Source organism: Fontimonas sp. FW305-C-3, from assembly GCF_058783185.1.
Window position 1 is genome coordinate 17,124 of record NZ_JBYSYK010000001.1, and the last position, 24,625, is coordinate 41,748.

General features: G+C 61.7%; 19 protein-coding genes. 11 read left to right on the forward strand and 8 right to left on the reverse strand.

All coding sequences use genetic code 11. From position 1 onward, the window contains the following. Positions 1 to 55: 55 nt before the first annotated feature. Complete coding sequence (locus AC3WUF_RS00070; RefSeq protein ID WP_492421155.1) at positions 56 to 3,361, reverse strand: choice-of-anchor Q domain-containing protein; 3,306 nt, start codon at positions 3,359 to 3,361, stop codon at positions 56 to 58. Positions 3,362 to 3,534: 173 nt separating this feature from the next. Between AC3WUF_RS00070 and AC3WUF_RS00075 the strand changes: the two genes are divergently transcribed. Next, complete coding sequence (locus AC3WUF_RS00075) at positions 3,535 to 3,750, forward strand: GlyGly-CTERM sorting domain-containing protein (RefSeq protein WP_492421157.1); 216 nt, start codon at positions 3,535 to 3,537, stop codon at positions 3,748 to 3,750. Positions 3,751 to 3,769: 19 nt separating this feature from the next. Here AC3WUF_RS00075 and AC3WUF_RS00080 read toward each other — a convergent pair whose 3' ends face one another. Together AC3WUF_RS00080 and AC3WUF_RS00085 are read right to left on the reverse strand one after the other, a co-directional pair. After that, positions 3,770 to 5,620 carry a sensor histidine kinase gene (locus AC3WUF_RS00080; RefSeq protein WP_492421159.1) on the reverse strand — a complete coding sequence of 617 codons (1,851 nt, stop codon included), beginning with the start codon at positions 5,618 to 5,620 and terminating at the stop codon, positions 3,770 to 3,772. 1 nt (position 5,621) lies between these two features. Continuing rightward, complete coding sequence (locus AC3WUF_RS00085; protein WP_492421161.1) at positions 5,622 to 6,293, reverse strand: response regulator; 672 nt, start codon at positions 6,291 to 6,293, stop codon at positions 5,622 to 5,624. A gap of 171 nt (positions 6,294 to 6,464) precedes the next feature. Between AC3WUF_RS00085 and AC3WUF_RS00090 the strand changes: the two genes are divergently transcribed. Further along, complete coding sequence (locus AC3WUF_RS00090; protein WP_492421163.1) at positions 6,465 to 9,986, forward strand: FG-GAP-like repeat-containing protein; 3,522 nt, start codon at positions 6,465 to 6,467, stop codon at positions 9,984 to 9,986. Positions 9,987 to 10,096: 110 nt separating this feature from the next. Here AC3WUF_RS00090 and AC3WUF_RS00095 read toward each other — a convergent pair whose 3' ends face one another. Together AC3WUF_RS00095 and AC3WUF_RS00100 are read right to left on the reverse strand one after the other, a co-directional pair. After that, entirely contained in the window at positions 10,097 to 10,723 is a 627-nt protein-coding gene (locus AC3WUF_RS00095) for a tyrosine-type recombinase/integrase (RefSeq protein WP_492421153.1), read from the reverse strand. A gap of 203 nt (positions 10,724 to 10,926) precedes the next feature. Then, positions 10,927 to 12,432, reverse strand: coding sequence for a flavin-containing monooxygenase (locus tag AC3WUF_RS00100; protein WP_492421165.1), 1,506 nt, complete (start codon positions 12,430 to 12,432; stop codon positions 10,927 to 10,929). A 131-nt stretch (positions 12,433 to 12,563) separates the two neighbouring features. Between AC3WUF_RS00100 and AC3WUF_RS00105 the strand changes: the two genes are divergently transcribed. Genes AC3WUF_RS00105 through AC3WUF_RS00135 form a run of 7 tightly spaced genes read left to right on the forward strand, consistent with a single transcriptional unit; the run spans position 12,564 to position 19,598 of the window. After that, positions 12,564 to 13,901: an NAD(P)/FAD-dependent oxidoreductase gene (locus AC3WUF_RS00105; protein ID WP_492421167.1), complete on the forward strand. Its 1,338-nt coding sequence runs from the start codon at positions 12,564 to 12,566 to the stop codon at positions 13,899 to 13,901. Next, entirely contained in the window at positions 13,898 to 15,361 is a 1,464-nt protein-coding gene (locus AC3WUF_RS00110) for a flavin monoamine oxidase family protein (protein WP_492421169.1), read from the forward strand. The genes AC3WUF_RS00105 and AC3WUF_RS00110 overlap by 4 nt, the downstream gene beginning before the upstream one ends. Positions 15,362 to 15,382: 21 nt before the next feature. After that, complete coding sequence (locus tag AC3WUF_RS00115) at positions 15,383 to 16,858, forward strand: flavin monoamine oxidase family protein (protein ID WP_492421171.1); 1,476 nt, start codon at positions 15,383 to 15,385, stop codon at positions 16,856 to 16,858. Positions 16,859 to 16,871: 13 nt separating this feature from the next. Continuing rightward, positions 16,872 to 17,525, forward strand: a complete 654-nt coding sequence (locus AC3WUF_RS00120) for a c-type cytochrome (protein ID WP_492421173.1) — start codon at positions 16,872 to 16,874, stop codon at positions 17,523 to 17,525. A 24-nt stretch (positions 17,526 to 17,549) separates the two neighbouring features. Beyond that, positions 17,550 to 18,188: a hypothetical protein gene (locus AC3WUF_RS00125; protein ID WP_492421175.1), complete on the forward strand. Its 639-nt coding sequence runs from the start codon at positions 17,550 to 17,552 to the stop codon at positions 18,186 to 18,188. Beyond that, positions 18,185 to 18,880, forward strand: a complete 696-nt coding sequence (locus AC3WUF_RS00130; RefSeq protein WP_492421177.1) for a hypothetical protein — start codon at positions 18,185 to 18,187, stop codon at positions 18,878 to 18,880. Before AC3WUF_RS00125 ends, AC3WUF_RS00130 begins: the two co-directional genes overlap by 4 nt. Before the next feature lie 49 nt (positions 18,881 to 18,929). Then, on the forward strand, positions 18,930 to 19,598 hold the full coding sequence (locus tag AC3WUF_RS00135; protein ID WP_492421179.1) for a TetR/AcrR family transcriptional regulator: 669 nt from the start codon (positions 18,930 to 18,932) through the stop codon (positions 19,596 to 19,598). A gap of 176 nt (positions 19,599 to 19,774) precedes the next feature. Here AC3WUF_RS00135 and AC3WUF_RS00140 read toward each other — a convergent pair whose 3' ends face one another. Further along, positions 19,775 to 20,005, reverse strand: coding sequence for a hypothetical protein (locus AC3WUF_RS00140; protein ID WP_492421181.1), 231 nt, complete (start codon positions 20,003 to 20,005; stop codon positions 19,775 to 19,777). Positions 20,006 to 20,127: 122 nt separating this feature from the next. Then, complete coding sequence (locus tag AC3WUF_RS00145) at positions 20,128 to 20,586, reverse strand: Hsp20 family protein (protein WP_492421183.1); 459 nt, start codon at positions 20,584 to 20,586, stop codon at positions 20,128 to 20,130. A 196-nt stretch (positions 20,587 to 20,782) separates the two neighbouring features. Between AC3WUF_RS00145 and AC3WUF_RS00150 the strand changes: the two genes are divergently transcribed. Continuing rightward, a complete protein-coding gene (locus AC3WUF_RS00150; protein WP_492423507.1) occupies positions 20,783 to 22,216 on the forward strand; it encodes an IS1182 family transposase in 1,434 nt (477 codons plus the stop codon). 273 nt (positions 22,217 to 22,489) lie between these two features. On the opposite strand, the gene AC3WUF_RS00155 is transcribed toward AC3WUF_RS00150, so the two are convergent. Next, positions 22,490 to 23,344 carry an adenylate/guanylate cyclase domain-containing protein gene (locus AC3WUF_RS00155; RefSeq protein ID WP_492421185.1) on the reverse strand — a complete coding sequence of 285 codons (855 nt, stop codon included), beginning with the start codon at positions 23,342 to 23,344 and terminating at the stop codon, positions 22,490 to 22,492. A 267-nt stretch (positions 23,345 to 23,611) separates the two neighbouring features. Between AC3WUF_RS00155 and AC3WUF_RS00160 the strand changes: the two genes are divergently transcribed. Continuing rightward, on the forward strand, positions 23,612 to 24,523 hold the full coding sequence (locus AC3WUF_RS00160; protein WP_492421187.1) for a DUF4382 domain-containing protein: 912 nt from the start codon (positions 23,612 to 23,614) through the stop codon (positions 24,521 to 24,523). The last annotated feature ends 102 nt before the right edge of the window (positions 24,524 to 24,625 follow it).

Below are 24,625 nucleotides of genomic sequence, written 5' to 3' on the forward strand. Positions count from 1 at the left end.
ATTTACACCCATGCTAACCAGTTGCGCTCCACGCGGCGCACGTATCTTTACTCAGTCAGCGTCTTCGGCGCATCGAGCTGTCGTTTCGCACCATTGCGACAAACCAGAGCAGTATCAGAAGCGGAGCGCCCAGAGCTCCGCCGCCCCCGGCACCATCTACTACACCAGTGGTACTGACCGTAAAGGATGCGCTGAACTCGCCGAGCGTGATCGTCGCTGATGCCGATTGCTCCGGTTCCAATGGTGCGATCACCTGCAGCGCGAGCGTATCCCCAGGGCGTAGCGCACCAGGCTCGGTGGTGAATGCGCCGCCATTGACGCTGTAACTGCCGCCGACAATGCTGATCGGCAAGGTGTCGACGAAGCCATCGACTGTAACGGTGTTCGAGACTTGCGGGGTGCCCGGCGCGGCATCGCTGACATCAGTGAAATTGATCACTGAAAACTCGAGGACGCGCAACGTCACACTTCTACTGCTGGCACCGCCTGCGCCTGTGCAGCGCAGGCTGTAGTTCAGAGTTCCCGCTTGAGATGGCGTGACCTCCAGCGTGCCCGACGTGGCACGACTGCCTGTCCATGCACCGCTGGCCTCGCAGCGGTTGGCATTGCTGCTGCTCCAAAGCACGGTCGCCCGACGGCCGAGGGTGATGACTTTAGGCTCGACGGACAGGGTTACTGTCGGCGACGGGACTGGGGTTGGCGTGGGCACCAGCGTCGGCATCGCGGTCGGAGTGGCAGTTGCGCTAGCAGTGGGTGTAGGTGTGGCCGTCGGCGTGGCTGTCGGCACTGCTGTGGGCGTTGCAGAAGGTGTTGGAACGACAGTAGGCGTCGGAGTAGGCGTTGCGACGAGCGCGAAGCTGACATTCACGCTGCGGTTTCGATCCATCGTTACATTACAGGTCGCACCTGAGCAGTCGCCGCTGAAGGTGCTGAAGGTGGAGCCGTTATTCGCCGTCGCGGTCACTGTAACGGCTGTTTCGTAGTCGAAGAGATTCGCGCAGTCGACTGTGCTAGATCCCACAGTGCAGGCCAGGTTGCCAGTGCCGGTTCCCGAGGCAGTTAACTCAAGCGCGTACTGATTGATCGTAAAGGTCGCAGAGAGGCTCTTGTCGTCGTCCATCGTCACCACACAGCTACTTTCGGTGCAGCTGGCTTCCGACCACGTGTCGAAGCTGTACCCCGGAGCAGCGACGGCAGTCAGCGTGACCTCGGACTTCTCAGGGAAGATGCCTTCGCAGCTCGTGCCGCAATCAATGCCTGATGGCTCGCTGGTCACAGTGCCATTACCGACCTTATCGGCGACTAGGCTAAGGCCTCGCAGCTCATAAGCTCCGGCATCGCAGAGCTGTGGCGATGTCGTTCCATCCGGCCGCGGTAGACCCCGCTGATCCGTACCGCGGGCGCTGCACAGTGCGTTGTCTGCTGGAATAAGATCGCGGGCGGGAGAGTCGGACTGCAGCGCCACGGTTTGCGTCGGGCCACCGTTGTCCGCCAAGACGGCAAGCTTCGCATCAGTAACGCCGACCTGATCGCTGGCGCCCATGCCACAACCTGAGTGCATGCCGACAATGTTGTAGCCATCGTTCGTCACGATTGCCGTGCTGGTACAGTCACCGCCGGCGCCAACATTGCCAACCATGACGTTCCCGCCTAGTGTCAGGTTGCCGGAGGGGTGGTTGATCGCACCGCCAAATCCGGACGCGCGATTTGCCGTGAACGTGCTGCCTCTCGCGACGATGCCGGCTGAATGTGCGTTGATACCACCGCCGTTCTCTGCAGCTGTGTTGTTAGTGATCGTACTGGCGCTGAGGTCGAGTGTGCCTCCGGAGACGTAGATGCCCCCACCAAGGGAGGCCTCGTTGTTGGCTACCGTCGTGCCACTGATAGTGAGCAGCCCGGAGAGGCTGATGATGCCGCCGCCCGAACCGTCTGTTCGGTTGTTCTCAATTGTGCTATCGACGATGTCCAGGGTTCCAGAGTTCCGAATGCCGCCACCGGTATTTTGGGGACGACCTCCCCTGATCGTTAGGCCCGCGAGCTTTACACTCGTGTTGGCGAGAATGGTGAATGGACGAACGCCACTCTGGCTCTGGCCATCCACGATCACCCGCTGACCTTCGGCGTCAATGATCAGGTCGTCATCGATGTCGACCATAGAGCTATCTAGCAGAATGGCATCGGTGCCTGGCAGCGAGAAGCGAATGCCGTCGGAGCCTGGCGCGCTGTTGGCGGTGCTGATTGCCTGCCGAAGCGTGCAATCCGAATCGGAGGCGCAAGTGCCAGCCGTATCCGTATTGCGAGCGACGCTCAGCCAGCGCATCTCGTAGGAGCCGATGTCGCAGGCCGCCCCCGAGGGGCGCGCGATGCCGCGTTGATCGATCCCAGTGCACAGCGCGTTGTTCGCGGGAATGGCGTTGAGCGCGAGCGAATCGGGGCGTAATGCGTGGGTTTGCGTTGCGCCACCGTTGCTGGCCAGCGGTGCGACGCTGGCTTCAGTCAGCCCAGTTTCGTCGGTGCCCGCGACGGAACATCCGGACTGCCTGCCAAAAAGGTTATAGCCGCCCGCGTTGACGACGTCGGCGCTGCTGGTGCAATCGCCGCCGGTACCGATATTGCCGACCAACAAGGTGGTGCTCAAGGTCAAAGTTCCATCCGGAATATTGATGCCGCCACCGAAGCCCCCCGCCGAATTGCCGACGATCGTGCTGGCTGTGACCGTCACGCTGCCTTGGGTGCTGTTGATCCCTGCACCATGGCTGACTGAGCTGTTGCCCGAGATCGTGCTGGACGTCAGGGTGACAATGCCTCCTCCATTGAAGAGAGCGCCGCCGCCCGCTGAAAAGTCACCATCCACACTGTTGCCCGAAAGGGTACTGCGGGCGATGCTGATCGTGCCTTGTTGATTAAAGATGCCTCCGCCCGAGCCCCCGAACGCTTGGTTGCCGGAAACCGTGCTGTCGACCATAGCGATCGTGCCTCGGTTAAGTATCCCTCCACCCGAGCCCGCTCGGCCATTACGCAGAGTCATCAGTTCCAGCGTCAGATTGGCATTGGCCGCGACGCTGATCAGGCGGAGATTGGATGCCGACCCCGATCGCTCGAGCATGCCGTTCCGGATGGTCAAGCGGCCGCCGTTGACGATGACTGGCAGGCCGTTGACGGAGTTGTTGGGCGACGTCAGCGTGAACGTCAGCCCTCCCAGATCGATGACGTCGTCTTCGACACTCGCGTTCGCGGAGCCGATGTCGGCGATCAGCGCCGCTACGGTGGTCGGTGCGTACGTTGCGGCCCAAGAGGGCGAAGCGAGCATCCCTGCAAGCACCGAGACGTAAATGCAAGCTTTCCAGCGCCAAGTGATCATGAGCAACCCCCGTTGAACGCCCTGAGCTTAAGTGCAGGATGGCTCTCTTCCAATCACATGAATTGGTGGTCAGGGTTTTCCTGCAAGCGTTAGGAGGGCAGCGACATCTCCACCGACAGCATCTCATGAGTGCGCGCGGGTTTATCGCGCCAGGCGACTCTGTGCAGGTGCGCGTGACCAGCGCATCGGATTCGGAGCAGACGACAAGCGTGACGGTCACGATCGGCAGCGGCAATGCCGCGATCATGGCGAGCTTTGCGGTGACCACAGCGAATGCGACATCGACACCGCCGCCTTCGGGGGGCGGTGGCGGTGGTGCGTTCGGTGCATGGCTGTTGCTGCCGTTAGTGATCGCGGCGTTCGCGCGTCGTCGTCGCGTGCGAACGTGATCGCCCTGCGCGGGGTGATTCAGCCCTGAACCGGAGGAGTCGGAATGCGCAGCTCGACGCGGGTGCCGCGCGACAGTCGCTGCCAGCTTAGCGTGCCGCTGAGGCGTTTGGCGCGGCGCTGCATATTGCCCGTACCGTACTGCCCGGCCCGGCTTGATGCCTGGTGGTCATAGCCGACGCCGTCGTCATCGATGACGATCTCGATCCACTGGCCTTCCCCGCCCGTGCGCGCCCTCAGGCTCAGCTGCCGCGCGCCCGCATGTCGCACGGCATTGATGCAGGCCTCCTGAGTGATGCGCAGCAGTTGAAGCGTGCGGGTCGGGTCCCAGTTCAGGTCGGGCATCTCGCGCAGATCGAAGTCGAGTGCGATGTCGGCGTCCTGACACAACGGTTCGAGGCGATCGCGAAGCAGAGCAAGCGCGTTCGCCGGCGAGCGGTCGACCGGATCGAGTGAGGCGAGGATCAACCGCAGGTCGTCCAACGCGTCGCGAATCGCCTGTGCGGATGGCTCTTCTCCCGCGCCCTGGTTCTCGAGGCGAGCCAGCGCCGCGACTAGAGTTCCCCCCATTCCATCGTGCATGTCCGCGAGCAGGCGCTCGCGTTCATCGGCCAGTGCGCGACTTTTCTCGGCGGCGGCCAGATCCTTGTACGAACGCTCAATCTCTGCCTCGCGGGCGGCGACGCGGGCCGTCAGTTCACTATTGAGCTTCTCCGAATCGGTCAGCGCCCCCACATAACTCTTTAACAGATTGAACGTCGCGGTCATCAGCGTCATTGTCGCCGGAAACACGAAGAACAGGCCGTCGGAACGGTCGATGAAATCGGGAAACCCGATCAACAGCGGGTTGTCATGGGCATTTACGACAAGCAGCAGCAGGCCCGACTGCAGCATCGACACTGGCACATCGCGCCGTGGCTTGCTGTATTCGCGGTTGAAGAAGAACAGCAGCAGAAACAGGGCGCCGGCGAGATCGATCCACAGCGCAGCTGGCTGAATCCAGCCGTACGAGATGTCAGCGCCGAGTGCCACGGTGCCGCCGAGAATCGCCACTGGCGCGATCGCCGCCGAGATCATCTGGCTACGCAGGAATGGCGGATCGAGCGCGTTCAGATAATCCATGCCGACATTGCCTATGGCGATGCCGAACCAGATGAGGACCAGAACGCTGACAGCGTCCCACCACAGCGGCGGTAGCAGCGGGGCGGTTACCAGCGAACAGATTACCCAGGCCGAACCGAGGTAACAGGCCAGCGCATAGTGCAAGAAGAAGCGCGTTTGCGGGCGGATGATCCACAGCACGGTCGCAATCGCACCGATGATCAGCCCGGCGACAACCAGCATCGCCGGATAGGCAACCTTGAGGATCCAACGATACCGGTAGCGCGGCTCCAGCGCCGATTCCAGACTAAGGAAGCTGGCGCCGAGAAAGCCCGAGCCGGGCGGTGCCTCACGCACCCGCAGCGTCAGTTCGTTACTGCCCGTTCTCAGATAGTCATTGGGAAAGCTGAGCAGTAACGGATGGAATCGATGCCTTTCGAGCGGCGCCTGCTCCAGAGTTTCAAGCGCCACGCCGTTGATGCTCAGCTGCGCATTGCTGCCAATGCTCGAGATGTACAGTGCATAAGGCGCATCGCCAAGTCGGTCGATTTCAAAGCGGCCCTTGTAAACCACGGCCCGGGACGTTGTCGACGCCGAACTCCACTGATGCGGCAGCTCGACCGCGGTTTCCTGCGCGTGCTGGTCATAGATCGACCAGCGCACGGCGATGTCGTCCGCAGCCGCAGACTCGCGATGCAGCCATTCGATGCAGAGATACAGCAGTAGGCATAGACCGATATGCGCAAGCACAGAAAGTGCGCGGCTACTCACTTCAGCTCGAACCCTTGGAAATCAGACCGCGCGCCTGCGCTGCATAGACAGCCTCGCCGCGCGAATTGACTGCGAGCTTGCGGTAGATCTGCTTTATGTGACTGCCGACGGTGTTGATCGAAATGCCAAGCTCGGCCGCGATCTGGTTGTACGAACGACCTTTCGCGACGAGCTGCAGCACGTCGAACTCACGCGCTGAGAACGGCGATTCCTCGATCGGTGCGAGCGGCGTCAGTTCTGCGGCACGCGGCGCCCGAAAACGCCGCAGCAAGAAGCGCGCGACGGACGCGCTGATCGGCGATCCGCCATCGACCATTTCCTCCAGTGCGCGCGAGATGTGCTTGCTGCTGGCATCCTTGAGCAGATACGAAGTCGCTCCGGCCTCAATCGCCGCGATCACGTGCGCCTCGTCGCCAAATACCGTGATCACCATGACCTGCGCCGGCCGGCTGTGCTCGACGGCCGCTCGAATCAGCTCGATGCCGTTGCCGTCCGGCAAGCCGAGATCGACTACGACGATGTCAGGGGCGGCGCTGGACAGCGCCGCTAGCGCTTCTACCAGTGTGCCCACGTCGGCGACGACGTCGAACTGCGGTGCGGAGACGATCGCCTGCAGCAGGCGTTGTCTGACCTCCGTGTCGTCTTCGACCAGCAGGATCCGATTTCGGGACATCGGGGCACGTCTTGATGTGATGGACGGGTCGATGATAGCAATCACGGCGGTGGCGCCTGTCGGAAAATTGCCATCACCAATTCCTGTGATAGGCGGGTCACGGTCTGCCTTCTATGCTCCGGAAATCAATGCCGATGAGCACACGCGGCGTCGCCTTCCGGAGAGAGTGTGATGAGGGGCAGTCCACGCGCGGTCGTCATTCCATTGTTGTTGGGAACCGTGCTCGGTTCCGCCATCGGTTCTACAGCATGGGCGCAGGTTGGCCTCGATGGCGACGTCAGCATCAGCGAACCCGATAGCGGCACCGCGACGCTGAACTTTCAGGTCAACCGCAGCGGCTCCAGCGGCAAGGACATCGTCGTCACAGTCGAAACCAACGACCACCCGACCGATCCCGCGCACGCAGGGGTCGACTACGCGCCGCTTGCTTCCGGCACTAAGCTGCGCATTCCCGATGGCTTGCCGTACGCCAACGTGCCAGTGACGATCTACGGCGATCTGCTGCCCGAGCCGGACGAGAACTTCTTCCTGCATCTGACACAGGCGGTTGAACGATCAGCGCTGTCGTTTCCGACACAGCGTCTTCCGTCGGTCCGTAATCTCGTATCGGTGAAGATTGTCGATCTGGATAACGACAGCCGGCCCGATCTGATTGTGTCGGGGGATGGCCTGCTATCTGTGTTTCGGAATTCAGGCCTTGCAACAGGCGAATACCGCTTCAACACGAGCGTGGACTTCCCAATACCCAGCAGCCGGCTCGATGTCGCGGACTTCGATGGCGACGGCAAGCCCGACCTCGCAGCTGTGAGAAGTGGCGGCAGCGAACTGCGTGTACTGAGAAACGTCAGCGTTACGGGAACTCTGGATGCCGCCAGTTTCGACGTATCGGTACTACCTATCCCGGGTTTTAGCTCCCTTATCTCCGTTGCTGCTGGCGATGTAGATGGCGACGGCAAGCCAGATCTCGTCATGTCATCGGCGGCCGTCAGCGGCATCGCCGTGATCCGCAACATCAGCACGCCGGGTGCGGTGGGCTTCCAGCCCAGACAAGTCTTCGCTACAGGGGACACTATACGGGACGTCGCGATCGGCGATCTCGATGGCGACGGCAGGCTGGACTTAGCTGGTACAGGTGAGAGTCCCCCGCAATTAGGTGAGACTATCGGGACAATCTTCGTCTTGCGAAATACCTCGACGCCGGGCGTCATCGACGCCACGAGTTTCTCTGCTGCGCAGAGTTTCTCGGTTGACCTACCCTTTAACATAGCCATCGGCGATCTCGACGGCGACGGCAAACCGGATCTCGTCACAACGGGCAACCGGACCTCCAGTGTCAATGTCTTGCGCAACAGCAGCGTAGTAGGCGTGATCAACGCTTCGAGCTTCGGGTCCGATCAGAGCTTTGCGGTGAGCACCAACCCTAACGGTGTAGAGCTGGTCGACTTGGATAGCGATGGCAAGCTTGATATCGCAGTGTCAAACATCAACGGCGGCAACATCTCTCTGCTGCGCAATACCAGTACGATCGGCAGGATTGACGCGACGAGCTTCGCGCCTCGGCAGAATTTCAGTACGCCTGCCCGCGCCGTTGATCTTAGCTCAGGCGATCTGGACAGCGACGGCAAGCCCGATCTGGCTGTGGCACTCAATAGCGAATCTGGCGGCGCGATACTGCTGCGCAACACCAGTGCAGTCGGAGCAATTGATGCGTCGAGCTTGGACCATCGACGCGCGTTCTCGACCGCCTCGAATCCAGTCGCAATCGCGCTGGGCGATCTGGATGGTGACGGAAAGCTGGACATCGCAAGCGCGAACTTCAGCGCAAACAGCGTTTCGGTGCTGCGGAACATCAGCACGGGCGGCACTATCCTGCCGGGCAGCTTCCAGGCGAAGCAGGACTTCGCAACCGGCATTGGCCCCAACTCGGTCGCGATCGGCGACATCGACAACGACGGCAAGCTAGATCTGCTGACCGCGAATCGCACCAGCGATACCGTCTCGGTGCTGCGCAATACAAGCGCTGCAGGCACGATGGACGCGAGCAGCTTTGCTGAGAAACAGGATTTCGCAACCGGCCCGAGTCCGCGATTTGCCACTCTTGGCGACATCGACGGTGACGGCAAGCCGGATATAGCCGTTGCGAACTTCAACGCCAACAGCGTCTCACTTCTGCGCAATACGGCTGCGATCGGCACGATCGACGCCACAAGCTTCCAGGCGCGTATGGACTACGCGGTCGGTACGCAGCCGAACTATATTGCGATCGGCGATCTCGATGGCGACGGCAAGGCGGAACTAGCTGTCGCCAATCTGGGGAGCGACAGCGTTTCCGTGCTGCGCAACAGCAGCACGTCGGGTGCCGTTGATGCGACCAGCCTATCCATGCCGCAGAACTTCCTGACGGGCTCGACGCCTGACTCGGTCGCGATCGGCGACCTGGATGGCGATGGCAAGGCGGATCTTGCGGTTGCGAATCAAGGCAGCAGTACCGCTTCGGTCCTGCGCAACAGCAGCACAACCGGCGTGATCAACGCGTCCAGCTTCCAGGCACGCCAGGATTTCGCGACCGGCGCGAGCCCGCGCTCCGTGGTCATCGAAGACCTGGACAACGACGGCAAAGCGGATCTTGCGCTTGCGGACAACGGCGATGAGGGCGTCTCGGTGCTGCGTAACGTCGCCGCCGTCGGTTCGATCGATGCAACGAGCTTCGAGCCGGTCCGCACTTACTGGGCGGGTTTCCAGCCGCAGTCGGTTGCAGTCGGTGATCTGAGTGGCGACGGCAAGGTGGATATGGCGGTTGCGGCGAGCGGCAATTCAGCTGTAGCGGTGTTCCGGGCTATCCCGGATGCTGCAGCGTCGATTTCCACGAACGAGGCAACGGGCACGATCCTGGCGAGCGATCCGACGCCAATCCCGACCCCGACTACGGCTCCGACACCGACACCGACACCGACACCGACATCCATACCAACCACGGCCCCGACGCCCACTCCGACAGCCGTACCTACAGCGAGTCCGACGCCGACGCCCGTCGCTACACCCACACCGACACCCTCGCAAACGCCGGCAGTCACTGCAACACCGTCGGCAACGCCAACGATCACGCCATCACCGACCCCCACGGCGACAGCTGTGCCTACGGCGATGCCCACTGCGACACCGACAGCTGCCCCCACTCCAACGCCTGGCCCAGACGTCCGCAGCGCGGTCACGACCGATCCGCAGGATCGCGAGATCGTCCTGACACTGAGCGACAGCGGCAACATTGTCGACTTCAGACGCACGGCGCCGCCAGCGGGCTTGGAAGACGATTTCGCAAACGGCTATTACCGGGTCGAGTTGAATCGCCTCTCGCCGGGCGCAAGCGTCGTGGTCATCATCGACTTCCCGCCCGGCTTCAAGGCCGAGGCCTATATGGCATGCGTTGACGGCACCTGTGCCGAGATTCCCGAGGCCGATTTTGACGGAAACGCGCTGACGCTCACCCTAGTCGACGGCGGCGCAGGCGATGCCGATGGAATTGCTAATGGCGTTGTGACGGTCGAGGGCGGGCCGAAGCTGCGTCGCGGTGGCGGAGGCGGCGCGCTCGATCCTTCGATGCTTCTGCTGCTAATGGCCGCGGGAGCACTTTTACGTCGCTGGTTGATTATGCAAGGCGGGAACTCGAAGCTTTTCTATGTCTGGCACCCCTGAACGCAAAAGCCTGAGTGGCCGCGTCCGGGCAGCTATTCTTATGTCGCGACGAGCCGCTCTGGGCTGGTTTGCGACTCTCGGTTGCAGGTCGCAAACCAGCCACTCAAGCACTAAACCTCTGTTTGCTCTGCCATCTCAAGTGCATCGTCGACCTCGATGCCCAGATAGCGGACAGTGCTTTCGAGCTTGGTATGCCCTAGCAATATCTGAATCGCCCGAAGATTCTTTGTTCGGCGATAAATCAGGGTTGGCTTGGTTCGGCGCATCGAGTGTGTGCCGTATCCGGATCGGTCCAAGCCGATGCAGGTTACCCAAGCACCAACGATCCGTGCGTACTGCCGCGTTGAAAGATGCGACGAATGGTGAATCCGGCTGGGGAACAATGCATCGTCCGCCGATAGGCCAGCCTCCTTCACCCAAGCTGAAACTGCATCACGGGTCGGTTCGGTCAGTTCAAATTGAACTGGGCGATTGGTCTTCTTCTGCATGACGATCGCCCTCGCCGCGATAGTTAACCCGTGAAAAAGGTCGCGGACCTTGAGATTGACGAGGTCAGAAGCTCGCAGCTTGCTGTCGATCGCCAAGTTGAAGAGTGCGAGATCGCGAACTCGATCGGCAAGCTGCAAGCGGACGCGTATCGCCCAGATGTCCCTGAGCCGCAACGGGCTCTTTTGACCTACAAGCTTTCCCTTATTCCAAGGCCCATGTCGTTCCGGTGTAGAGATTGCCGATTGCATGGCGCTCTCCCGTTTGGATGGATTCCCACTGTGCTCGCTTCATTCCGGGCGTGCTAAGCCCCAAAGCGGACGGATCGACGGGCGGATTAGTGCCAGTAGCGGAAGTTCGTGAACGACTGCTTTAGGGTAGATAGGTCAAGCCGAGCCGAGCTGTCTTGCGGCAGCCAGCCCTTTAGTGCGACTGGGAACAGGAAGTAAAGGGTCTAGAAGGCCATCGTCGGCGCGGCGCTGCCGAGGCGGTCGCCGCCGCCATCCCGCGAGGACGTGAATCGCAGGTGTTCGTCTTCGATCTTGGTGCCCAGAAGCATTTTTCGATCGCGCCCGTAGTGCATGTCCACGCGCCACGGCGCGGTCTTCCCCTGACGCGGCAGGTGGTGACCATCGCGGCGCACGTAGCCTGCGCGCAGCGAATCGAGCATGCCTTCTTGCAGCCGGTTGCCTTCGCGGTCATGCGGGGTTGCGGTTTCATAGGAATGCGCTTCCATGTGACGGAACAGACGGCAGAGATAGCCGGCGACGAGGTCGATCTTTAATGTCCAAGAGATATTGGTGTAACCGAATATCCATGCCAGGTTCGGCAGATCTTCGACCAGAACACCCTTGTAGGTCATCTGTTCGCCGAGCTGACGTGGAGCACCGTCAACAGATAGTTGCATGCCGCCGAGCATCTGCAGCTTGAGGCCGGTTGCGGTTACAACGATATCGGCCTCGATCTCCTTGCCGGAGGCGAGCAGTATTCCTTGTGCAGTGAATCTCTTGATGCGATCGGTTTCGATGCTGGCTTTGCCGTTTCGGAGTGCTTTGAACAAGTCGGCGTCGGGAACGACGCAGAGGCGTTCGTCCCAGGGCATGTAGCTGGGTGTGAAATGACGCATGTCGATCTCTGGCCCGACATGCTTGCGCACCCGGGACAGCAGGAGCCGCCTCATCAGGCGCGGCCAGCTCCGACAGGCGATGAAAGCCGCACGATGAAGCAAGATGTTCCGGCTCCGGGCGATACGATACGCCCACGCACCCGGCATCACGCGCGCCAGCGCAGCGGTCAGCTTGTCCCTCGAAGGGATAGAGAACACATACGAAGGAGAGCGTTGAAGCATCGTCACGTGACCGGCCGTTTCTGCCATTGACGGCACCATCGTGATCGCCGTCGCACCGCTGCCTATCACGACGACTTTCTTGCCCTGATAGTCGAGCGCATCCGGCCAGAGCTGAGGATGGACCAGCAGCCCCTTGTAGTTAGCCTCACCCGGAAACTCCGGGCGGAACCCAGAGTCATGGCTGTAGTACCCAGTACAGCCGATCAGGTAGCCGCAACTGTACTCGCGGACCTCGCCGCTGGTATGCCGCGCGGTCAGATGCCAGCGACTCTGCTGGGTCGACCAGTCAGCGCTGGTGACCTGCAGTCCGTATTGGATTCGCTCCGCCACGCCAGCGTCGCGCGCGCTGTCGTCGATGTATTGCCGGATAGCCGCACCATCGGCGAGAACTCGTGCTGACGTCCAGGTTCGCGAGCCGTAGCTGAAGCTGCTCATGTCCGAATCCGAGCGGATACCGGGGTAGCGGAACAGGTCCCAAGTGCCGCCGATTCGGTCGCGCCGCTCCAGGATCGCCAGTCGCTTGCCGGGGCATTCATGGGCGATCCGGCGTGCGATGCCGATGCCGGACAAGCCTGCGCCGATGATCAAAATGTCGTAGTGCTGCGCGCTCACGAGACCACTCCGGAGATCAGATGGAGCCAACAGCCTAGCGGCGATCACTAATTTACACAACACACGTTATTTTAATTGTGCTATGGTCTGTCCCGGATCAATGTCACGGATGCGCACCGGGCGGTCGGAACATGGCAGGCAACTTCCTCATCAACGGCGGATGGCTGGAGCAAGCGGTTCAAACTGAACCGGCGCTCGACCGCGACATCAGTGCCGACGTGGTCATCGTCGGCGCCGGGTACGCCGGACTGTCGACCGCACTGGAGCTCGCCGCGCGAGGAGTGAAGGTCGTAGTGCTGGAGCAGTCATTCGCCGGCTTCGGCGCTAGTGGGCGTAACGCCGGATATCTGGTCGGCGGTCAGGGACTCGAGTACGAGATGTTCCTGAAGCGTGTCGGGCGCGAGCGCGCGAAGCAGATCGTTGGGTTCTACGACGAGGGCGTCGCCTACGTCGAACGCAAGCTAGTCGAGCACGGCATCGACTGCGACTACAACGCATCGGGAACGATCCGTGCCGGCGTGCATCCCGCGCAGGAGCGCAAGCTGCGGGAGAGCATGCGAATCGGCATCGAGCTCGGCTCTCCTGCGCAGTTCCTCGACACCGCCGCGATGCGCGCGCGCGGGATTCCGCCGGCGTTCCTTTTCGGCTGTCATCTGCCCACGGGCGGCACACTCGATCCCGGCAAGTACATCATGGGCCTGCGTAGTGCCGCACTGCGAGCCGGCGTGAAGCTCTACGAGAAGAGCGCAGTGCAGTCTTGGACAGCAGGATCGAGCGTCCGGTTACAAACTGCGCACGGCAGCGCGAGCGCGCCGTTCGCGGTGTTCGCGACCAATGCCTATACGCCGCAGTTGGGTTTGTTGAAGAACAGGGTTGCTCCGATGCGCGTCTCGGCAATTGAGACCGAACCGCTGTCGGCGGCGCAGCTTGCAACACTGGGGTGGCCGCACCGCGAAGGGATCGTCACCTCGCACTGGACGATGGAAAGCCATCGACTGACGGCGCGGAACACTCTGGTACTGACGACCAAGCAGCTCGACTACGTCTACGGGGCCAGGACGCCGAATGTGCCTGACAACACTGCGTATCGCGCGCTTAGCGCGACGCTGCACGATCGCTTCCCGTCACTGCGCGGTATCGCGATCCGGGCGAGCTGGAGCGGCTATGTCAGCCTTGCGTACGACGCACTGCCGGTTGTCGGGGAAGCTGGTGCGCAGCGCAACTTGCTCTATAGCGCCGGCTGTTCGGGGCACGGCGTCGGCACGCAGTCTCTAGTCGGGTTGCTGCTGGCACAGCGCATTCTCGGTGCTGAGCATCCATTGCTGTCGGCTCTACGCCACAAAACACCGTCGACCCTTCCCGAACCGCTGCAGTGGCTCGCGGTGAAATCCGCGCTTGCGCTGACACGCCTTCTCGATGAGCGGGTCAATCGCAAAGCGCGCCGCGCTGCGGCCGAGGTCGTGTCATGAAAGCCGATCCGCAGCGCAGGAAGCTGCTCAAGTTTGCTGGAGCCTCTGCCATCTCAGCTGGGCTGGGTCTCAAAACAGACGCGGCGTTCTCTGGCACTTCCGATCCCCGCGAGATTCTGGATGTCGCGATCGTCGGTGCAGGACCATCCGGTCTGACGACCGCGCGCGATCTGCAGCGCGCCGGATGCGAATCGTTCGTCGTTCTGGAAGCGCGCGGCCGCGTTGGGGGGCGCACGTTCAATCACGATCTCGGCGATGGGCGGATCGCGGACTCAGGCGGCCAGTGGATTGGCCCCGGGCAGACCGCAGTCGCAGATCTCGCGCGCGAACTCGGTGTGCGGACGTTTCCGACGTACTACCAGGGCAAAACCGTTCTCCTCGGCGGCGCTGGCCGCATCGCGCTCGACTTCAAGGGCGGCTTGGGTTCGGACAAGGCGCTGGCCGCTAAGCTCAGCGCGATGGCCCGCGACGTGCCCGCCAACGCACCGTGGACCTCGCCTAAGCTGGCCGAACTCGACAAATTATCGCTGGGCGAATGGTTGGCGGATCAGGGCATCCAGCCTTCGGATCGAGAAGGCTGGGACATCTCAAGCCGCTTGACCGGGGGCTCCAGCGTCGCCGGCACCGGGCTGCTGCAGTTTCTCGCGACGATCAACTCAGGCGACAGCGATTTCCACCGCATTGAGGAGATCCGTCAGTCGGCGCAGGAAACGCGGTTCGTCGGTGGCGCGCAAGCCTTGAGTCTGCGGATCGCGGAACAGCTCGGTGAACGGTTGCGCCTGTCCTGTCCTGTGCGCCGGATCAGCGACTGGGATCAAGGCATCGTCCGCTTGCATACGGATCAAGGCGAGTTTCTGGCGCGTCGCGTCGTCATGGCACTGCATCCAGCGCTGTGCGAGCAGATCCAGTTCTCCCCGGCGCTACCGGAGCGACGTGCGGCGCTGCAGCGCGAATGGCCAGCGTTCGCACCGCTGCGCAAGACCGCGATGGTCTACTCGCGACCGTTCTGGCGCGACAGCGGACTCAACGGCCAAATCATCCAGTACGGCGGGCCGGTGCTGTGGGCGTATGACGACTCGCCGCCGCGCGGTGAAATCGGCGTCATCGGCGCGTTCATCTATCCGGCGCAACTGCCGTCCGATCCAGTCGCTGCGCGCGAGGTGCTGACGGATATCTATCAGCAGGCACTCGGCCCCCAGGCGCGCAAGACGTTGTCTTTTCACGATCACGACTGGGGCACGGCCGACGCGTGGAGCATCACTTGCCTGCCGGCGGTGCCACCGGGCTTCTGGAGCCGGCACCGCGACGCGGTGCGCATGCCGTGCGGTCAGCTGATCTGGTCCGGTACGGAAACCTCCGAACGCTGGGTCGGCTACATCGACGGCGCGGTCAGCGCCGGACATCGCGCCGCACAGCAGGCGCTGTTTGCACTGCGCCAGGTCTCGACTCCCTCCCTCTGACGACGATAGCGAGAGTTCCTTATGACCAAGCCATCATCCCCTGACACGTCGATTGATCGGCGCCGGCGCCAGTTGCTCGCGCTCGCCGGCGCATCCACCGTCGCTGGCATGGGCTTTCCAATCCGGGCGGCCCCTGCGCAGGACGCTGTCCGAACTTCGACTGACGTGCTCGACGTCGCGATCATCGGCGCGGGTCTGGCCGGGCTGACCGCAGCACGTGACCTGCTCCAGGCCGGCTGCGAGTCTTTCGCCGTGCTCGAAGCGCGCAATCGCGTCGGCGGACGGACGCTCAATCACGAACTCGGCGACGGGCAGATCTCCGACGCGGGCGGGCAGTGGATCGGGCCCGGCCAGACTGCGGTCGCGGATCTTGCGCGCGAGCTCGGCGTAGGTACATTTCCGACGCACTACGAAGGCAAGACCGTCATGATCGGTGGCGACGGTCGCCTCGCGATTGATCTGCATGGCACCTTCGGCACCGACGAGCGCATCGGCGAGAAGCTCAGTGCGCTTTCGCGCGACGTGCCGTCGGCGGCGCCGTGGACCTCGCCGCGAGCAGCGGAGCTCGACAAGCTATCGGTTGGCGACTGGCTCGCGCAGCAGGACATCAAGCCCGAGGATCGCGTCGGCTGGAACGGCAGCGTCACGCTGTCCGGCGGCGTGACGCCAGCGAAGATGGGCCTGCTTCACTTCCTTTCCATGATCAACTCGGCCGACTGCGATTTCATGCAGCTCGACTCGATCAAGCACAGCGCGCAGGAGACACGCTTTGTCGGCGGGGCGCAGCGACTGAGCCTCCGTCTCGCCGAGACGCTCGGAGATAGGTTGCGTCTGTCGTGCGCCGTGCGCGGCATCGGTGACTGGGATCGCGACGTAGTCACCCTTCACACAGATCACGGCGTGATTCGTGCGCGGCATGTGATTGTCGCGATTCATCCCGCGTTGTGCCAGCAGATCCGTTTCGATCCGCCACTGCCTGCAGGCCGCGCGGCGCTACAGCGCGCTTGGCCGGCGCATTCTCCGGCGCGCAAGACTGCGATGGTGTATCCGCGGCCGTTCTGGCGCGACAAGGGACTCAACGGGCATCTGTTCCAGGTCGGCGGTCCGGTGATATGGGCCTGGGACAACTCGCCCCCGCAGGCGGAGATCGGCGTCATCAACGCCTTCGTCTACAACGCCCAGCTTCCCTCGGATCTTGACGCAGCGCGGCGCACTCTGGCCGCGATCTACGCTCAGGCGCTCGGCGATGAAGCACTAACCCCGCTGTCGTATCACGACCACGACTGGGGGCGGGCAGATCCCTGGACGATCACCTGCGTCTCGGCAATTCCGCCGGGCTTCTGGACGACGCACGGCGCGGCGCTGCGGCCGGCGTGCGGGCGGCTGATCTGGTCGGGCACCGAAACCGCGGAAATCTGGGCTGGCTACATGGATGGCGCCGTTCGCTCGGGTCGCCACGCCGCACTTCAAGCGCTGAACGGACTGCGCAAGTCCTGAAGGGAACCATCAAATGAAGAAAATCCTGCTACTGGGCGGTACTGGCATCCTCGCGGTGTTGGCCATCGCCTTTGGCCCGACGCTGCTCGACCTCTATCGTCTGCTCGCCTACGTCGATGAATCCGCTATGGCCTACGAAACAAACGGCGGTCCCTGGCCACAGCTCGCAGATACCTGCGCCGGCTGCCACGGCATCAACGGCAACTCCCTGCACCAAGCTTATCCCGGGCTCGCGGGCCAGCCAGCACCTTATGTGGCCGCGCAGCTCAAGCGATTCTCTAGCGGCGCGCGCGCGAACCCGACGATGACGCCACTGGCGATGACACTCAACGCCGACGAGGTGCAGCAGCTCGCCGAACATTTCGCCCGGCAGGCTGTTGAGCCGAATCGCTGGCTGGAGGCGAAGCCCGAGATCGGCGAGCGCGGTCGTCAGCTGGTTGCGGAGCGGGGCTGCGCTGCCTGTCACGGCGAGAACATGATGGGGCGCGATCAGAACCCGCGTCTGGCCGCGCAGGGTTCCGACTATTTAGTCGCGCAGCTCAATGCCTTCGCTGACGGTAGTCGTGCCGATCCGACGGGTGCGATGAACGCCCTTGTAGCTGCGATACCGCCAGAGGATCGCGCGGCAATCGCCCAGCATCTCGCCAAGCTCGCGCCGGCGAAGTAATCCACCTCAAATCCGGATTCCATCATGGACCTCAAGATCATCCTGCTGCTCCTCGCAGATCTGCTGTTGCTGTCGAGCTCTCTGGTCTACGGCGTGAAGTTCCTGCGCAAGAAGAACTACCTGCTCGGCCTGGAATGGCTGGTCATCACCGTGTCGACGACGCATCTGCTGATTTACTTGCTCGCCGAAGCGCAGTGGGCATACAGCATTTCGTTCTTTCTCGACGCGTTCTCGCGTGGCTTCGGCATCCCGGTGATCGCCGTCGCAGGATTGATGGTACTGACTCATGGCTACCGGCCGTCTGTGCGCGCCGACGTGGTGTTCTTCGTCGGCGCGTTCACCGGCACCGTCGTGCTTATCTCTGCCGACATTGTTGCTAAGCCGCTGCCGTACTTTTATCTGCTGATGTGGACGCTGTTCTCGCTGTATCTGGCTTACTTCGCGTGGCGGCTGCAGCGTGCCGGCGAGACCGGCCATGCGATCGGCATCGTCATCGCACTGTTATCCGGTCAGGCGATCGCGTCGATCTACGATTTCTATCGTATTCCCGGCGACGAGGATCAGGTCATCTTCCTCATCCTCGCGCTGACGGTTTGGGCGTACAGTCTGGCCGAGATGTACTACGCCTATGGCGCGCTTGAGCGTGCGGAGGCGCGCGCATGAACGCCGTGCCCGATACAGCAACGCGATTCACCGCCTGGAGCGCGATGCTCGGCGGACTGTTCGCCTACCTCAACGTCGCGCTGGTCGTGATGGCCACCGGTGGCGACACCGGCATGATTCTCCACGGCCCATCGATGCTTAGTCTGCCGTCGGAAACGCGTGATCTGTTCCGCTGGGGCATGTTCGCTGACATTCTGGGCTTCTATCTGCCGGTGCTCGTCATCGGTGCCTACCTTTGGCATCGATATCGCGATCAGGCCGGTGCGCTGGGCGACATGGCAGTGCTGGCGATCACGTTGTACACGGTGGTCGGTGTCGCGGGTGCCGCCATGCAGCTGTCGGCACTCGATCCACTCGCGCAGTTGCATTCGGGTGGCGATGAAACGGTCAAGGCTGCGGCAGGAGCAGCTTGGACTGCGATCGCGTACGCAAGCCAGAAGGGGCTATGGTGGTGCGAGGGACCAGTCGTGTTGTTCTGGGGCCTGGTTGTCGGCAGGCAACTGCGCGAGGTGGGCTGGTCCCGCGCCACGTTGCTGCCGCTGAAGGTTGTTGGCGTCTGTTTCGCTCTGTTCTTCGTCGTTGGCATGTTCCCGGAACTGGACGCCTGGATGAAGCTGCTTCTGATCGTTGCGGTCGTGGTCTTCCCCTTCTGGATGCTGATGTTCGGCTGGCAGCTGATGCGCCGGATATGATGATCGGTAGCTACAGTCACCCAACCGCCACACAGCCGACACCGCATCGATGGGCAAGGACCAGACTCCTCCGAAGACCAGTCGCAACCGCAACCTAAAAGCTGGGGTACAACCTGCCGCGCGCCGCGGCCGGCCGACCGGTGATCACGATGCCAAGCGCGCTGCGCTACTGAAGGCAGCGATTTCGGTGATCGCGGAGGAAGGCTACGCTGCGGCGTCGCTGCGCAAGGTTGCGCAGCGCGCCGAGCAGACCACCGGTGCGGTGACCTACTACTTTTCGAACCGAGAAGAGATGGTCACAGCGGTCGCCGAAAGCGTGTTCGACGAGTTCAATTCCCTGCTCCAGAACACCGGCGAACGTGTCGATGTCAAGGCGCTGCTCCAGCAATGGCTGGCGTTGACAGAGGCCGACGATCCGGATCTGTGGCCTGCGTTGTTTCAACTGCTCGCCCACGCCAGGCACGAACCTGCGTTCACTGCGGACGTGCGACGTCGATACGCGCAGTTTCGGCAGCGGTTCACTGTGATCCTCGAACGCGGTCAGCTGCAGGGCGTCGTGCGTAAAGATATTCCCGCCGACTTGCTCGCAGATCAGATCAGCGCGATGAGCGACGGATGGTTGATGATGTTTCCGATCGAGCCGAAGCGATTCAAGCCGGAGCGGCTCAGGGCGCTGCTGGATGCGACGGTGACGCTGATTGGCGTTCCAACTACCTAAAGCGAGCGACTGCTTTAGGTTGAACATGCCGATCGACATGCTCAGATTCGTCGGCATGCATCGCCGGGCTGATCGACATCAACATCCGACCGCCGAAGCACATAAGGCAAGCATCAGGCAGACGGCACCGTGCCGGGGGAGGCCGTATCAAAGCCCAACTTGGGCCCAACCCAAATTTAGTTGAGCGCTGTTTCTTGGGAGCCAAACGACTGGATCTCCCCGAAAATCAGGCGAAGCGCCTTCTTTGTCGGAGCCGGCTTTTGCTGATTCAACGTCACGAGCTTTTGCTCTGCAAGGCGTCTCAGTTGAATCGCATCGAACTCGGCGGGTAACTCATCGAGCGCCATCCGCACGAGCAGATGGTGATCATCGGGTGACAGTGCAAAGGGTCGGATGCGCTCAGTCATACGAAGTCCTTGAAAATCACAAAAAACGAAACACCGGCTCCCGCATATGGCGCAGGAGCGAGTATTCAAGCCAATATGAGCGGGAAGCGCCGGTCGACGCCTCCCGCTCAATGGGGCAACCGTTAGGCTGCCTGCTCGATGGATACGACGTTGGGATTAGACGCGGCATTCACGGCAATCCGCCGCGGCTTCGCGGCCTCGGGCACGCGGCGCACCAGATCGACATGCAGCAGGCCGTTCTTGAGCGTGGCGCCTTCCACTTCAATGTAGTCATCGAGGCGGAACGTCAGCTTGAATGCGCGCTGCGCAATCCCTTGGTAGAGATACTGCGCGTCTTCCGTCGCGCCTTCGCGACGGCCGCTACTGATCGTCAGTACATTGCGAACGACTTGGATGTCCAGTTCGCCCTCGTCCACACCAGCGGCGGCGACAACGATTCGGTAGTTATCCTCCGAGCGCTTTTCGACGTTATAGGGTGGGTAGGACACGGCCTGTGCGGAGAGGGCCGTCTCGAAGAAGTCATTGAACCGGTCGAAGCCGATTGAGGAGCGGAACAGCGGGGTCAGCGAAAAGGTATTCATGAAAAACCTCCTGAGCATTGGCAAAGTTTATTGTCAGAACCCAGACATCGGCATTCCGACCTTCCTTATCTAGGAGCTACTTTTCAACTTTCAAGAAGGGCAGCTGATCAGCGGCTGTCGCCGAAGTGCCGAGGCTGTGTGAAAACGTGGCCTGATGCTTGCTGCGGATTGTGATGAATCTGCAGCGGGGCTGGCGATGCCAAGATTCGTTGAAGGCGAAGATCGAACTCAGAGCACACTGTTTCCGGATCGGCTCGATGACTATATCGCCGATGACAACCCGGTTCGTGTAATCGATGTCTATGTCGACGAGCTGGATCTGCGACGGATGGGCTTCGACAAGAAGCCGGCCGACACAGGCCGGCCGGGGTATCACCCCGCGACGATGCTCAAGCTCTACATCTATGGTTATCTGAATCGCATTCAGTCCAGTCGGCGACTAGAACGCGAAGCGCAGCGAAACGTTGAAGTGATGTGGCTGAGCGGGCGGCTGAGCCCCGACTTCAAGACCATTGCTGATTTCCGTCGCGACAACGGCACGGCCATACAGCGGGCCTGCAGCCAGTTCATCGTGATGTGCCGCCGTATCGGGCTGTTCTCGGAAGGCGTGGTCGCGATCGACAGCAGCAAGTTCAAGGCTGTGAACAATGGCGATCGAGCGTTCACTGAGCGCAAGCTGCAAGCGCGCTTGGCCCAACTGGAAGAAAGCGTCAGCCGCTATCTGGTCGAGCTCGACCGGGCTGACCGTGAGCCGTCCCTTGTTCCTGAAGCACGGGTTTCCCACATCAAGCAGAAGATTCGGGATGTCCGCAAGCAGATGCGGCGGCTCAATGGGATCGGCGAACAGATGCGTCAATCCGAGGACAAGCAGGTTTGCCTGACCGATCCCGACGCCCGGTGCATGGCCAGCCGGGGTCGAGATACACCGATCGTCGGCTACAACGTCCAGACCGCGGTCGATACGCAGTACCATCTCATCGTGACCCACGAAGTCACCAACGTCGGCCACGATCGGCAGAGTCTTGCCCCGATGGCCAAGCATGCACGACGTGCCATCGGCAGCAAGGAGCTGACCGCCTTTGCGGATCGCGGTTACTTCAGCGGTGAGCAGATCCTGAAATGCGAACAGGCCGGCATCGTGGCCTATGTCCCGAAGTCTCAGACCTCGAACAACCGGGCAAAAGGCCTCTTCGACAAGAGAGACTTCCGGTACATCCCCGCCAAGGACGAGTTCCGCTGCCCTGCAGGTCAGCGTGCAGTCTGGCGATTCACGACCGTCGAACACGACCAGACGATCCACAAGTACTGGTCATCTGCCTGCCCGAAATGTCCCATCAAATCGAAGTGCACGACCAGCGAGTACCGCCGCATTTCGCGCTGGGAGCATGAACACGTGATTGATGCCATGCAGAATCGGATGGATCGGACGCCCGATGCGTTTCGACTGCGCCGGCGAACGGTCGAGCATCCCTTCGGGACCATCAAGGCGTGGATGGGCTCAACACACTTCCTCACCCGAACAAAACCTCGGGTGAGTACCGAGATGAGCCTCCACGTCCTGGCCTACAACCTGAAACGTGGGATGCAGCTGTTTGGAGTGCAGCAGCTGATGGGAATGATCAGAGCCTGAAGTGTCAGGCCGTTGCGCCTGTTCGACTTATAGACCGCGCGAGCGGCAAGATCAGGCCAAGAAATCTTGGGCGATTCGCCGGCTCATCAGCACGTGCCGCCAATCTATGGTTTTCACACGGCCTCTGCCAGTTGCAGTCAGTGAAGAATGTCCGCTTCGGGGGATTACATCGGTGCGCCACTCCGCGGGCCGTCAACCCAATCGCGTATCCAATTGATGGGGCTATCTAAGCTCGGCACTTTTAAGGGGCAGGAAAGGGCGAGCTTCCGCAATCTAAAGCCGCTGCACCGCAAAAATTGGGCGGGCGCCGCTCAGGCCTTTGAGTTCGTGTTCACCACGTGACTGGAATGTGATCCCAGATCCATCCAGTAGGTCGTGAGTCGTACCGGAGACAAGCACTTCTCCGGGACCTGCCAACGCCGCAATCCTCGCGGCAGCATGAACGGCGATGCCACGCGCCCGGCCGCCCGCGATCTCGACCTCGCCCGTGTGGACTCCGACACGGACACGCACACCGAGATCGGCGACCGCCGGGTCCATGATTGCCGCAGCATGGACGGCCCGGGCGGCACCGTCGAACAATGCGAGAAAGCCGTCGCCTGCCGAATCGATTTCACGGCCCCGATGGCGGTCGATCGCCGCGCGAATCCTGGCGTTGTGCTCCTGCACGAGTTGAGCCCACGCGTGGTCGCCGAGTCGTTCAAGCGTGGCAGTCGACGCAACGATGTCGCTGAACAGCAGGGTGGCGAGGACTCTTTCGCCAATCGCCTCCGGCGTCACGCCGTACTGATGCGCGCTGGCGAACTCGATGGCGTTCCAGGGTTCGTCGCCGACGACCCACGCATCATGTCCAGGTGGGATTTCGTAAGCTTCGCCGGCTCGGATGACGAGACTCGTGCCATCGTCCATGCGCGCCTCCATTGCGCCCGAGATCGCATAGCCCAGATGGCGGAACTGACAGGACTTCGTTCCGACAAGAGGCTGCACGTCTTTCGACCATTGCCATCCTGGCTGAAATACGAAGTGGCCCACCGAAATGTCGTCGAGCGCGACGATGTCACACTGCCCCAACGGAAACTTGCGGATCTGGTCAGGAGTCGCAAAGCTCTTTCGCTGTAGGCGCGGCATGAGCTCATGTTGCGCCGGAGACTTGCCCTATGCAACGTGCAGCCGATGGGCTGCCAACCGCCCGCCCCGTGAAGTACCTGTGGCGGCGGTCATAGCCGGCCGCATGCCGGTCATTCGGCACCTGCACCCCCAATCGGGTGTTACAGCGCGCCGCTCCCGAGCGCCGCCTCCCCGGTCTTGAGGGCATCGTGATGTGAGCTTTCGGTTCAGTCCAAGTTCATTGGGTCAGGATTACACCATCGATCCCCCTGCATCCGGATTGTCGTCATGATCGACCGCAAGCTTCGTAACGCCATGGGATGCATTGTCGTCACTTCCGTTCTGGCTCTGGGCGCCTGTGGTGGCGATGGCGGGAGCGGGGACACTACGCAATTGAAGCTCGCTGTTGCCGATGCACCGGTAGACGGCGCCGAAGCTGTCGTCGTCAAGTTCACCGGTGTCGAATTGCTCGGGCCGGATGAAGGTCCGGTGCTGATCGAGTTCAGCGCACCCAAGACGATCGATCTGCTCAATGACAGTGGTACAGCCTCAGCCGTGCTGTTCGATGAGCCGGTGCCATCAGGCACATACACGCAGATCCGGTTGCTGGTCATCGCGGACGGCAATCCGAGCGATTCCTACATTGATCTCGCCGACGGCAGTCGACAAGGCTTGCGAGTGCCGAGCGGCAGCCAGACAGGCCTGAAGCTTGTGTCTGGATTCGAGGCGCCGAGAGGTGGCATTGCCAACTTCACGGTCGACTTCGACCTGCGCAAGGCGGTGACCTGTCCGCCGGGCCAGAACGGCGTCTGCATGCTCAAGCCGGCACTTCGCCTTGTCGACAATGACACCGTCGGCAATATTCAAGGCGTCGTCAGCGCGACCCTGGTTCCAGACGGCTGCAGCCCAGGCGTGTATGTCTACCCCGGCACAGTGACCCAACCGCAGGACAATGACAGCACGGCGGTGAATACAGCCGCGCAGCCGGTAGCGTCGAAAGTGCCGATGATCACCATTCAGTCCGCTGGCGGTTACTACTATCAGGCAAGCTTCCTGACGCCGGGCTCCTATACCGTCGCGCTGACCTGCGATGCAGCACTCGACGATCCAGACCAGCCGGACAACGAAGTCACCTTCGGCCTCATCGTCGGCAATATTGTAGTAAGCAGCGGTCAGACCACGACTGCCAATCTCCCATAGCCCTCGTACTTCATTTCTTGATCATGGATTTGTATTGCTCCGAGGCCATATGAAATTCGCTATACCCGCGTTGATCGCCGTCCTGACCAGCGGATGTGTTCT